Here is a 12173-nt window from a genome sequence, read left to right as displayed (position 1 = left end):
ATGTCTACAGCAACCAGGCTTTATGCTACAGAGGTGCAGCACTATAACAAAATAGTCTATGCCGAAGAAATCGATAGCGATGCCAGTCCTCAACGACGGCTATTATACTGGTTACTCCAGCATCCTTTTCAAGATTGCGAAGACATAGCACTCGCCCTGCAATGGCATCCTTCCTCAGCATATCGCCGCATACAACAAGCGATAGAGCAAGGTCTGGTCGAAGTTATTGCCTACCAATGCCATCGTACCAAAGCGACATCCTTCTACCATCTTTCCCCTACAGGGATGCATACTATAGCTCGCCAATCAGGCGTATCACCACATGAAGTCGCAATACGCTGGAAGCAACGCGATAGCGACCTCTTAACATGGCTACCACGTCTGCAATCCGAGCGCGCCTTGCAACAAATAATAAACCGCACTATTAAATACTGGGAAACATCCACCCCACCACAAACACAGGCATCATGGGAATGGCTGCATGAATACCACAATCCCTTTACTCATACTCCTCATAAAAGGGCGCCAGTAGCTGATGCTGTGCTCACATTTACCAGATCAGACACATATTTTCATCTATTCTATTTGCTTGATTCTGGCTATGCTGCCAGGCACAGCAAACCTATCATCCAACAAAGAATCCAAGCACTACTCCACTTCCAAAAAGCGTTTACACACCATTATCCAGGACAACCATTTTCCCCAATGATCATCGTGACACCATCAAAGCAGGATCGAACACCCTGGATTGAAACCATCAATGAAACTCTCTCCGCCTGTCCAGATACGCAACTTGATATATTTGTGACCACCTACGCTTATGACGAACCTTTATCAACATTTCCAGAACTAACGGTTGTATCTTCTCACCAATCTTCAGGTTCACTCTACGAAAAAACACCCGGGACGAAAATAGGGCTCCCCTATTGCCCGGTAGAGGATGATGGCAGCCAGCCAAAAGCTGTCATCAAAGGCCATTTCATGCAACGAGCCGCCCAACTTACCCCTGACAAAGAGAGAAAAATCCCGGAGAAAGAAATAATCGCACTACTAGGATTGCGTCTATATCGTCGCCATCTGGACGTTCTTACTATTCTCTACCACCACTCCCAACTTTCACGCAAAGATATTGCCGCTCTACTATACATAGATGAGCCAACAGTAAGGCGTTCCCTCTCCGAGCTTATCCAATGGAAATGCGTGACTGCCCGCAACACACAGCGAGGCACCTTTTTCTGTTTAACCAACCGCGGCCAACGGTTTATAGCGGCTCAAAAAGAGCGCAAACCTCATTGAGGAAGTTCCAAATTCTATGAAAGTCCACTTTTCAGCACAGTGCTGAAAAGTGGACTTTGTTTTGCATTTTAAATGTATGAGTTATTAAGCACATAAATTTACGTTTTATATATACGTGTACATTAAGTATTGTAAAAATTTTATAGAGTGCTTACCATCATCTATTGTGTTAGAAATTATTTCACGGATGCTTGTTGTAAATAAGGAGAAAGCAAAAAATGGCAAAACTGGGTGATCTCATTTCGGATATCCGTAATCAGCATCTAGTACTACCTGAGTTTCAGCGCGAATATGTGTGGACACAAGAGCAAGCAAAGCAGCTTATAATATCTTTGTTTCGTGGATATCCAACGGGCAGTTTGCTGTTTTGGAAAACTCCTAATCCCCCTGAGTTAAAGAATATATCATTTCCAGTTGATAAGTTGGGAGCCACGCAGGTTATGTTGGATGGGCAGCAACGGCTTACTACTCTCTATTTGTTACTGACAAATCGTATTCCCCCATATTATCGTGCTGAAGATATTAAGAATGATCCACGAGATTTGTATTTTGATCTCGAATCTGGCGATTTTCAATATTATCAAGCAACACGTATGAGGACGAACCCGACCTGGGTTCCTGTGACAGCTTGCTTTGATTCCACGTATGGTGTGAAGGTCTTTGATATCGTTCATAAAAAATTCTCTTCTGAAAATACCGTTGAGGAGCAATTCAAATTAGCACAGCATTATCAAGAGAATCTTACCAAGCTTTGTAATATTGTAAGCAAAGAATATCCTGTTCAGATTGTACCTGATTCAGCAGATATCGACGCTGCTATTGATGTATTCGATCGTGTGAATAGCCTTGGCACAAAGCTCACTGATGCGGAACTTGCACTTACTCATATCACTGGTAAATGGCCTGTAGCTCGTCGAGCCATGAAGAAAAAGCTAGAAGATTTAGGTAGTAAGCGTTTTTCATTTGATCTTACTTTTATGGTGCGTAGCCTGATAGGTATTATCCATGGACGTGCTTTGTATGAGGTTATTCATAGAACCGAGCGTGAGCCATTACTTGAAGGATGGGAAAAACTACAAAAGATTCTTGACTATCTGGTGACTGTTCTCCCAGGCGCAGCCTTTATTCATTCTACTGCTGATCTGAGCTCTACCAATGTGTTGGTTCCTTTAATTGTGTATCTTGCCCGGCATGAGGGAAAATTTTCTGACGACAAAGAATTGCGACATTGTATTCATTGGCTGTATGCTGCAATTATGTGGAGCCGTTATAGCAGCCAGACTGATCAAAAATTAGATCATGATATATCTATTGTGCAGCGTAGTGATAGTCCTTGGAAAGAGCTGGTTGATGCGATTATTGAGCAACGCGGTCGTATTGAAGTGAAGCCAAGTGATCTGGAAGGACGTGGTATCCAGCATCCTCTCTATCGTATGATGTACATCATAGCTAAATCCCATAATGCAGTTGATTGGTTTAATGGTATTCCTCTTAGTGCTCCTGCTGAAAAGGCCTATGCTATCAATAATTGCTATGTTTTTCCTTATAACTTGTTGTACAAGTATGGCAAGTATAATCCAGAAAATCGTTTACATAAAGAATTAGTTAACGAGATTGCTAATCGTGCATTTCTCACTGCTGATTCTGAGGTTACCTTGAGTGACACTGATCCTTCCCATTACCTTGGCTCTATAGAGCAAAAATATGCTGGTGCTTTGTCAAAACAGTTTGTACCACTAGACAAAGCTACATGGAGCATTGAAAATTTTGAAGGTTTCTTAGTTGCACGCCGCAAGTTAATCGCCGATGCTATTAATAGCACTATGGCAGGATTGATAACTGAGCCAGAGATAGATGTAAAGCCAACGCTAGTTGATTATTTGGCAATAGGAGAGAGTGCCGTTCTAGAGTATAAGTCTAGCCTGAGATGGGATCTCAAGCAGCAAAAATACAATTCTGATCTGCAAAAAGTGATTTGCAAAACGATTGCGGGTTTTATGAATGTAGAAGGTGGAACACTGCTTATTGGTGTTGCTGATAATGGAACCGTTTTAGGCATCGAGTATGATCTTAATCATAAGCCCATGGATATGAGCCTCAATGATCGTGATAAGTATGATCTTCTGTTTCGTGATACGTTTATGAATTACTTGGATGTCGGATTTGGTCCTCTGGTTCATCTTACCTTTGAGCGTTATGAAGGGCATACGGTTGCCATTGTGGAAGTGGAGCGTGGTCCAAAGCCTATTTATTTGAAAGGTAAAGAAAATGGCAAAGACATCACAGAGTTTTATATTCGTAATGGTAATACTACTAAATTGCTGAATGTAGAGGAATCACACAACTATATTGGCATGCATTGGGAGCCATAATCTTTGATCATTGGCATTTTGGCCTTGCTTTTGCAGAATCAAGAGCAAGGTCAAGTGATTTCACTGTATAAAGTTTAAATTCAATCTGAATGTACTATCGTTATTCTCCTCTCTATTGGATATATGATTAGTTTGATATAAGGCAGGTTCAAGTATGCAGTAGACGGAGGATCAGGCAAGGAAAATTGGTAAGTCAGTACGGGAGGAATTAGCCCCAATGAGCAACTTTATGATAAATGGGAGAGATATCAGGATGATGGATTTGGTGTATTTGCTGGCACATGGCATCTAAAGTCTAATCTAGCAGTAACTCTGATTATTGATATAAAAGAATGAGTAGCACTCTCTGTCAAATCGTCTCAAGCGCGCGAAAAAATTGGTAACGCCTGGACTGCTTTTATCCTCTTCAAGAATTGATATGTCCTGTCTTGGATGGATACCCTCTTGCAACGACACGCATATGCTGTTTTGGTAGCACTATTAGATTGGCGGTAACTCGTACTGGTACGTCCACGACCTGGGCACAGTCATGCGCAATCTTTAAAAGCATACCTTCCATATCGCGTACTAACAGTTGCCCCTCGTCATTTCTGAGTCCCCCGACAAAGGTACGAATATATGCATATAGGGGCGTAATATCTAGCACGAGTTCTTTTGCTCGATAAGATATCGTAATAGTAGAACCAGGTCGAGGATTTTTGCTAACTGGGCAGCACGGAGGAATATCTATAATATGCTGTTCGAGCATCCTTTGTCCTGTAGGATTATTCGGCAAAGCTACTAATTCAATCACGGAAAAATCTCCTCTAGCAATTCTACGCCTAAGAGGTTCAATATGCCTGGTCTTTATAGATTAGCTCATGATCCCTATGGTGTATAGGTTAATAGCCCTTTCTGCTTTATTCTTTGAGCTCCATAATGCTCTCACTCAATGCCGATGGGATGTGGAGTATCTTGTTGATGATGAACGGATTGATATAGATTGCTTTCGATTTTTTTGACCTCGTTCTCTTCTGTCCATCCTGCAATCATCTTCTTTACATGGTAGTAGTTATGGATTGCTCGTAAAAGCAAGTACTTCCTCACTTTAAGCTTCAGTATATTGTTATTAATGTTATTGTTGCATACGGGGCAGGGGCATGGTCGAGATAGCTGTTCTAACAACTTGTGATCACTGAATTTTTTTTCGCCATTGCGAAAGATACTCCCCGCGATACCAAAACGCTGAAATGGCTCGCTATACAAAATGGCGTTATAGATCGCTGATTTGATCGGGCGCGCTGAGTCAACAGAGGCGACCTGGAGCTCTTCTAAAATTTTCATCGTCTCGATAGCGCTGACGCCGAAGATATGAATGGGCTTACCTACCACTGATTGAACTGCTTCGACGCGCCGTACAATCTCCTTCATATTGTAGAGATGTGCCATAGAGCCCAGCCCAAAGCGAGTATGTCCCATCGCCTGTAGTTGGCGTGCACAGTATTTTAGCGAAGCTGTATCGTAGCCCTGAACTATTGCCAAAGGTTCTATCAGCGGGAGATTTTGCTTGTCAATTCCAACGCTCCTATAGTATTCTGCTACCAGTGTCTTTAATTCCCAGGAATTGGCGATAGTCTTATCAATTGCGCGATTTTTATCAGTTAGTGAAAGACTTTTGCCAAATATGGGATGGTCGACAGAGCAGACTATTGCAGGAGTTGTTGTGCCCATCAGTATGGCCAGTTGCCGCTGGAAGACCGCCTTTGGCGTTGGTAGTGATAAGCCATTTGAGATATAGCTGTAACTCCCGCTATCAAGCATAACGTGATAAGGTAACTTCGGAAAGCGAGATAGCCGCCAGATATGGCTCACCGCAGTGATACTGATAAGCATGCTGCAACGCTCATCGTAAAGTTGATAGAGCGGATCGCTGTGCGACCAGCTTACGTAAAATTCCATTGTATATTCCTCGGTGTTGAAAATAACATAACACTATGTTACACTAAAAGAAACGGTGACGCAAGTGGACAGAGATGACTTAGGGAAGTATTTGCGAGAGAAGCGAGAAAGCAAAGGAATAAGCTTGCGACAATTGGCAAACTTATCGAAAAAGCAGCTTATAAAAGGCGAAAAGCCGCTGACGTATACTCATATCGGTACCATTGAAAAGGGTCAGGCTAGTCCCACTTTAATGACGTTGCAAAAGATTGCCAGAGCATTGAAATTGCCTCTTGTATTTGTGTTTAATGGGGAGCACGCTGATCCAAACTCAGTAATACTGGTATCGACTCCTGAGTTTTCTCAAGAGCTTTTATCCGCTCTTCACCGTGAAGATATGATTCAATTGGTTCAGCTAGGTCAGCAATTGAGTCCTGCGCAAATGAAAATTGTTCTGAACGTGGCTGCATCGCTAGCTGAGAGTTCCTCTCATCATGAAGAAAAACCTCCATCTTGAGAGAACCATTACTTGTTGTAAAGGTTACGTGTATTTATGTTATTTGTCACTGTATATGGGCCGGAGTTGGAGTCCCTCTATTCGTTCATACGAAAACATACGCATAGCCATGGCGGCGTTGATCGCGCATTTGTGTATGCTTCTTTTGTACCCCATGCCAATATCAGTTCAAAAGGCCAGACCAAAAATATCGATGACGGCTTAACTTATTTACGATCCGCAGAGTTAATAGAGGGGGACGATTGCTATGCCACCACCCCCTTTGAAGATGATATAGAGGAAAAGCTCGCCTTCTCTGCGTTGCTCCTTCGTCGTTTCCGCAAAATGGAACAGCTTTTTCCCAGGGGCATTATGACCGATCATCTCTACATAACGTTGTTAGAGCAACTCTATGTATTACCCAATAGAGTTTGGGTTGGCGATGTACACGGGGCGGCTAACCAACTAGAGTTAGCCCAGCAGATAGGTGGCATCAGCATTGAAAAGGTAAATGCGTGGAAACGGGTTATGGAATTTTTGGGCGTAGGATATCGTATGGGAAGCGGTTTTCTCTGCCAGTATAATCCCAATTTAGTGCATCATATTATGCAATACTGGCCTCAAAGAGAAGGGACGCTGCAAGAATTCCTGGAAGATTATTTACAATGCTATTTACCCTGCCTTACTTCCCGCGATGAAGTATCCCTCCCTATTCTCGCCACATTAGAGCATTTAGAACAGCAAGATTGTATCAAACTTTCAACGAAGCAGGACTCTCCCTCGCGCCCATACTTTGGAACACGTCGTTTAAGAGGAATAAAAATGTTATGAAAAAAATATCAGGTATACAAGTTCACCAACCCAATGGTTTGCCCGTATCAAAATTACCCTGCCTTTCCTCTCGAGGTATCAATGTGTTTGCCTTAACTGCAGACCAGCGCTATCTGTCAAACGGGGCCAGCGACTTTCTACGCACGCATTTTCCAATGACTCTTCAGTCACATCATTTCGGCAGGACTACGGCCCTTTCTGAAAACGAACTGCTGACCGAATTATTGCAGCCGAACAAGACCGTGGGAAACCGTGTCATGATCCTCTACGGGGCGGCAGGATCTGGCAAGTCGGAGCTACTTCGTTGGTTGCAAACTCAGGTAGAGCAATGCGATCAGGTGAGAGCAGGAGTCATGATACGCATTTCGCGAACTGACCTCGATATCTTCCATATCTTTCAGCGGTTTCAACATTTATTGCCTGAGCCCATTTTTCAGGAAGCTACTCAACGCCGTTGGGAGGAGTGCCGGCAGAAGCCCCGTACATTTGCGAAAATCCTGGTTTTAACAGCGCTTGAGCAATTGCTTACTTCAGATGATCATATTAATGCCTTATATTATCATCTCATTGATGTTGTTCAATCCAACTTGGAACGCTACTTTTCGGCTATGAATGTGGTTGATAGCAATATTGAGCAGTTCATCGAGTTGTTCAGTCGTGAGGACCTCAATCAAATGCTCCGCGATAGCGCCATTCCCATTCCACTTGAATATGAAGCTTTGCGTCATGCAATATTGAAAGTCTTTCGAGAACAATTATTCGAAGGCCTTAACTTCGCAGTGCTCCTTAAGCGCGTCGCTTTTTATATTCAAGAGACCTATCATCAGCGGCCAATTTTGTTGATTGATGACTTGGTGCAATCCATTAATCTGTTCGCTACAGATTTATTGGACTACTTTATGACCTTAGAAGAGGGTTGCTGGGATGTGCTCGTCGGGGTAACCCCCAACTCACTGGATTCCACTTTGCGGGGTAAAGAGCTACTCGATCGTATCCAATATTTAGATACGATCGATGATCGAGTGCGAAAGCTCTGGCTTTCAGATGAGTATGGGTTATCATCTTCCTTTTTAAATGAGAAGAACTGCACTGATTATGCTCGTCTCTATCTCGGGGAATATAAACGGTTCAATGGCGTTCCATGCAATAAATCCTGCCCTTCATTCAAGCATTGTGTTCTCCTTGACCTTGGGTATGACGAAGATATCCTGGCACCGTTTAACGAAAACATTTTGCGACGCCTATTCAGGGCGTTGCCGGAGGGAAAGGGGAAAGTTCGCTATTTTACCCTTTATTTGCGTGAAATTGTCGAACGTCTTTCTCGAGATGAGGAACTTCTGGCAGTGCTTCAAGATTACATTAAACCTGAGCAGGCAGTTTTCCATAGCGACGCACGTTTGGCCCATATTTATGAGTACTATAGCCCCCTGTCCGAAGGGCAAATTGGTCAGACATGCGGGGAAGACTTGTCCGCAATCTATACTTTTTTTGGAGTACCAGAAGATGTACAGCAAGAACCTCCTATCATTATGACGCTCGTTAAGCATGCCGTGGGCAAGGATGAGACTCAATCTTCGAACAAGAAACAAGAGGTTGAGGTCGATCCGGGGAAAGAGGCTGTGAAAGCATGGCTACAAAACGAAGAGTTGAACAAACAACTGCTGAGGAATATGCGCCGTGGTACTGCGAAAGTCATTAAGGACGGTTATGCCGTAGATTGCATGACGCGATTGAATACCGCGAAGTCAAGTCATAGTTTGCGTTGGATGCAAGCGCGTTTCGATACTTTGCCTCCCATTCAGTTGGAGGGCGTTGACGATTACTCTGGGCTTGCACTGGAACGGGAAATAGGGCCGCTCGCGTATTTGTTATACGATTATGCGGATACCGCCGGCAGAATGGAGCAGGATGTGCGAGGAATGATCGCGACCAGTGGGAAACTTTCTCGCATTATGTTCCGATCGATCATATATAGGGATGACAATAAAAATAGACTCGAGGCACAGTTGGGAATGTCCATCCCTCAATTTGCCTTTTCCCTTTTCCTCTGGGCGCGCAACCTGGGGTTTCTCGTAGTTGAGCTTCCACCCGCTATCGAAGCGAGTATACAAGTGGAATTGTTTTTGCCTCAGCATTATCCCCCTCGCTGGAGCGCGCTAGGCCGCGTTTATCTGTTAGCGCTATTAGCCTGATTCGGCGCCTATTCGATGACTGTTTTAAATTGCGTGAGAACATTTACGATGGGGTGATGCTTGGAGATATAGCGGCTGATATTCCGTTAGATCACGCGCTGTATTTGCTTTCTTCTATTCGTTCTCAGGATATTGAGTTCGATTTCCGTTTAAATGAACGCCCGCTCGCAGAGTTCATTGATGAGGTACAGGTATCTCTAAATGTGTTGACACAGTTGAAGGATCACGAGGATGTCAGCTCTATGTTCATCAAGCTTTGTGAGTTGGGACTGCTGCAAGATGATGCGTCGCGAAAGCTGTCTACGTTGCTTAGATTATCGGAAGATCTACAAAATTCTGTTCGCATGTTTATTCAAACATGTACATTGTCGCAATTGCATACGGCATTGGTGTTAGCTTCAATGGTTGATCAGATGCAGTATGAGAGAAGTCAGGAGCAGTTACGGGTTGCGCTCAATGATGCCTCAATTTCTACTGAGGATCAGGTGCAGTCTATTCGAACTACTCCCATTTTAAAGCAAAATTTTACGCGAAAAGAGGTTGCCGTTCTGGTTGATTTTAGTCGCCGTGGCTTCCGCCTTTCGGTAGATCAATTCAATGCGCCATTTCTGGCTAAAATTGCAGAACACTTGCCTGACCTCTATAAACAGCTCGAAGTGCGCCTCCAAAGAGGCTAGGTGTCTATTATTTCTAGGCTAGAAGAGTTATAATTTGTCTCTAATCAATTGAGCAATTTTGTTGATATAGAAGAGGACGTAGGGTAAAACATTGAGGCTGTTATCAGATGCATCAACAGATGAACAAGCTATTAGAAAAGAACCGCTGCCGGGAAAGATATTGGTCGTTACTTCCTGTACAAAAGATAAGGATTTTACAGGTGTTTCCCAAAAGCAGCAACTAAAGCCCGAGCACCTCTGGGATGAGGGCAGTGACGATCGTGTTGCCCGCGATTTCGGAGAATTGGAGGCATATCGTAAGCCAGCCGGTGATCTTTATCGCGGACTACAGCATAAATTGCTCATGCAGGGGGTCATGGAACTGCGCAAGGCTTTTGGTCCGGAAGTGGTGGATGTGAAAATTGTCTCGGCTGGGTTCGGTTTAGTTGATGAAAAACAACCTCTCCCTCCATATAACGCTACCTTTGCCGACTTACCGGCATCAAAAATTCTACCAATTGCCAAGAGGTTGAATATTCCCCAGGCTGCTAATCGCTTAATGACCGGCGATTATGCCTGTGCCTTCTTCTTACTGGGGGAGAATTATCTATTCTCCCTGGGTTTACCTTTTGAGCCCAAGCCAAAGTTCCCGTGCTTTTTCTTATCTGGCCCATCTAGTCGTAAGTGCGTTCCGCGTGGATACCCATATAAATTTGTACGGGTGGGACAGGATGATTCTATTTCATTCAGTTGTAACCTGATTGGACTTAAAGGGCACCTTTTCAAACTCTTTGCTGATCAAATTGTTCAACCCGTACCCGGCACAGCTGATACAGTCCTGGATATGCAGCCAACAAGCACTGAGCGTCTAAAGAGCTTCTTCGATGTCCCTACGCCACAGCATTTTCTCGATATTGTCAGTCCCTTTCGCCAGGCTGGGCGCGTTTCTACTGCGCAAGCTAAAGCCCAGATACTGGCAACTCAACCATCTTTATTCCAGATCATGGAAGCATCGGACGAGCCAGTAGCCAAGAATTATGGCCGTCCTATGCGCTATTTTATTCCAGACTGGGATGATCTGGTTGATCCGGGATACGATTTTGAAAATGATAGGGGCACTCCTGGAAGGCGTAAATACATTGATGAGGTTCACGCGCATCAGATTTACCCTAAGCCTAACTATGATGGCCTCCTGTTCTCGAAGAGTACCGTTGAGGACGGGCCGAATAAAACGGCTTTAGTTCGCGAGATGGGTATTCATGCCTTTGGCCGCTTTGAAGGGCCGATCCTGGGCGACTGTGGCGCTTTTAGCTATGTTGCTGAAAAGAATCCTCCCTATGAGACACGGGAGATCCTAGACTACTATCAAAATCTCGGTTTTGATTATGGCGTTTCAATTGATCACTTAATTATTCCTGCTTTTTACCCTGTGAAAGAACATCGCTACGAACTCACCCGCAAGAATGCGCGGGAATTTATAGAGCTGCACCGTACTGGCAATTATACGTTTACCCCGGTTGGCGTCGCCCAGGGATGGTCACCCGAAACCTATCGCGATGCGGTTGTAGAATTGCTGGAGTGTGGCTACAAGTTTGTGGCGCTGGGTGGTCTGGCTCGCGCCAAGACAGAAGAGGTGTACAAAATCATGAAGGAGGTATCTCCCTTCTTAAAGGAAGATACCGATCTGCACCTCTTTGGCGTAGCTCGCGATCGTGAGGGCGATGAGATGCGCATGTTCCGCAAGCTTGGTGTGACTAGTTTCGATTCGGCGACCTATTTAAGGCGCGCGTGGATGAGCGCCACAACGAACTACTTCACTGAGGATGGCGGGCGTTATGCCGCTCTAAGAATTTCGCCTGTTTATGAGTCAAGCCCCCGTGTGAGAACGCTAATTAGCGAGGGCCTGGCTACCGTGGAGGAGTTGAAGAAGTTAGAGCAAGAGGCCTTAAAGGCTGTGCGCGCCTATGATAAGGGAGAGCTTGATTTAGAAACAACCCTGGAGACTGTGCTCGAGATCGATAAGCTCGAGGAATACAACTATGATCAGCACAAGGTTCTGTACCGCCGTGTGCTGGAAGACCAGCCATGGAAGAAATGCAATTGCGAAATATGCAAAGCGATCGGAGTAGAAGTAATTATTTTTAGGAGCAACGACCGCAATCGCCGCCGCGGCTTCCACAACACATATGTGTTTTACAAGCGCTTCCGCGAACTGATTGAACGGAGCTAGCCTGTTAGGTAGGATCTTACTGATCGGTGCATGCACATTTGAGTTTGCGTAGAAGCACATAGTTGATGGAGACAGTGTTTAGCTCATATCCATGTTGGTTCAAAAAATTGATACCGATGTATTGTGCAGATTCGTTGTGCAGTCTGAGTTTTACTGTAGAAAAAGTCGCAATACCCATTTCCT

General features: G+C 44.4%; 9 protein-coding genes. 7 read left to right on the top strand and 2 right to left on the bottom strand.

The features are described from left to right. A complete protein-coding gene (locus tag EL645_RS32935; RefSeq protein ID WP_126556702.1) occupies positions 1-1296 on the top strand; it encodes a MarR family transcriptional regulator in 1296 nt (431 codons plus the stop codon). A gap of 218 nt (positions 1297-1514) precedes the next feature. Next, a complete protein-coding gene (locus EL645_RS32930) occupies positions 1515-3668 on the top strand; it encodes a GmrSD restriction endonuclease domain-containing protein (RefSeq protein WP_126556701.1) in 2154 nt (717 codons plus the stop codon). A 406-nt stretch (positions 3669-4074) separates the two neighbouring features. Here the strand turns inward: EL645_RS32930 and EL645_RS32925 are convergent, their stop codons facing one another. Next, positions 4075-4461 carry a hypothetical protein gene (locus EL645_RS32925; protein ID WP_126556700.1) on the bottom strand — a complete coding sequence of 129 codons (387 nt, stop codon included), beginning with the start codon at positions 4459-4461 and terminating at the stop codon, positions 4075-4077. Between the two features lie 131 nt (positions 4462-4592). After that, a complete protein-coding gene (locus EL645_RS32920) occupies positions 4593-5606 on the bottom strand; it encodes a tRNA guanosine transglycosylase family protein (RefSeq protein WP_126556699.1) in 1014 nt (337 codons plus the stop codon). A gap of 55 nt (positions 5607-5661) precedes the next feature. On the opposite strand from EL645_RS32920, the gene EL645_RS32915 reads away from it, so the two are divergent. The 5 genes from EL645_RS32915 to dpdA all read left to right on the top strand — a co-directional run bounded on the left by EL645_RS32915 (position 5662) and on the right by dpdA (position 11990). Continuing rightward, on the top strand, positions 5662-6102 hold the full coding sequence (locus EL645_RS32915) for a helix-turn-helix domain-containing protein (RefSeq protein WP_126556698.1): 441 nt from the start codon (positions 5662-5664) through the stop codon (positions 6100-6102). 36 nt (positions 6103-6138) lie between these two features. Then, on the top strand, positions 6139-6912 hold the full coding sequence (locus EL645_RS32910) for a hypothetical protein (RefSeq protein WP_126556697.1): 774 nt from the start codon (positions 6139-6141) through the stop codon (positions 6910-6912). After that, positions 6909-9104: a hypothetical protein gene (locus EL645_RS32905; protein WP_126556696.1), complete on the top strand. Its 2196-nt coding sequence runs from the start codon at positions 6909-6911 to the stop codon at positions 9102-9104. The genes EL645_RS32910 and EL645_RS32905 overlap by 4 nt, the downstream gene beginning before the upstream one ends. Positions 9105-9133: 29 nt before the next feature. Next, positions 9134-9781 carry a hypothetical protein gene (locus EL645_RS32900; RefSeq protein WP_126556695.1) on the top strand — a complete coding sequence of 216 codons (648 nt, stop codon included), beginning with the start codon at positions 9134-9136 and terminating at the stop codon, positions 9779-9781. A 91-nt stretch (positions 9782-9872) separates the two neighbouring features. Further along, positions 9873-11990 carry a tRNA-guanine transglycosylase DpdA gene (gene dpdA / locus EL645_RS32895; RefSeq protein WP_126556694.1) on the top strand — a complete coding sequence of 706 codons (2118 nt, stop codon included), beginning with the start codon at positions 9873-9875 and terminating at the stop codon, positions 11988-11990. Positions 11991-12173 lie beyond the last annotated feature (183 nt).

Origin of the sequence: Dictyobacter kobayashii, from assembly GCF_003967555.1 — a bacterium.
GTDB classification, from domain to species: Bacteria; Chloroflexota; Ktedonobacteria; order Ktedonobacterales; family Ktedonobacteraceae; genus Dictyobacter; species Dictyobacter kobayashii.
Note: the sequence above shows the minus strand (reverse complement) of the source record. Positions and strands in the feature narration are given on the sequence as shown.

Excerpts from the sequence above, each read along its gene's own strand:
- EL645_RS32935 (WP_126556702.1), top strand. The coding sequence starts at position 1 with ATGTCTACAGCAACCAGGCTTTATGCTACAGAGGTGCAGCACTATAAC.
- EL645_RS32910 (WP_126556697.1), top strand. The coding sequence starts at position 6,139 with ATGTTATTTGTCACTGTATATGGGCCGGAGTTGGAGTCCCTCTATTCG.
- EL645_RS32930 (WP_126556701.1), top strand. The coding sequence starts at position 1,515 with ATGGCAAAACTGGGTGATCTCATTTCGGATATCCGTAATCAGCATCTA.
- EL645_RS32905 (WP_126556696.1), top strand. The coding sequence starts at position 6,909 with ATGAAAAAAATATCAGGTATACAAGTTCACCAACCCAATGGTTTGCCC.
- EL645_RS32920 (WP_126556699.1), bottom strand. The coding sequence starts at position 5,606 with ATGGAATTTTACGTAAGCTGGTCGCACAGCGATCCGCTCTATCAACTT.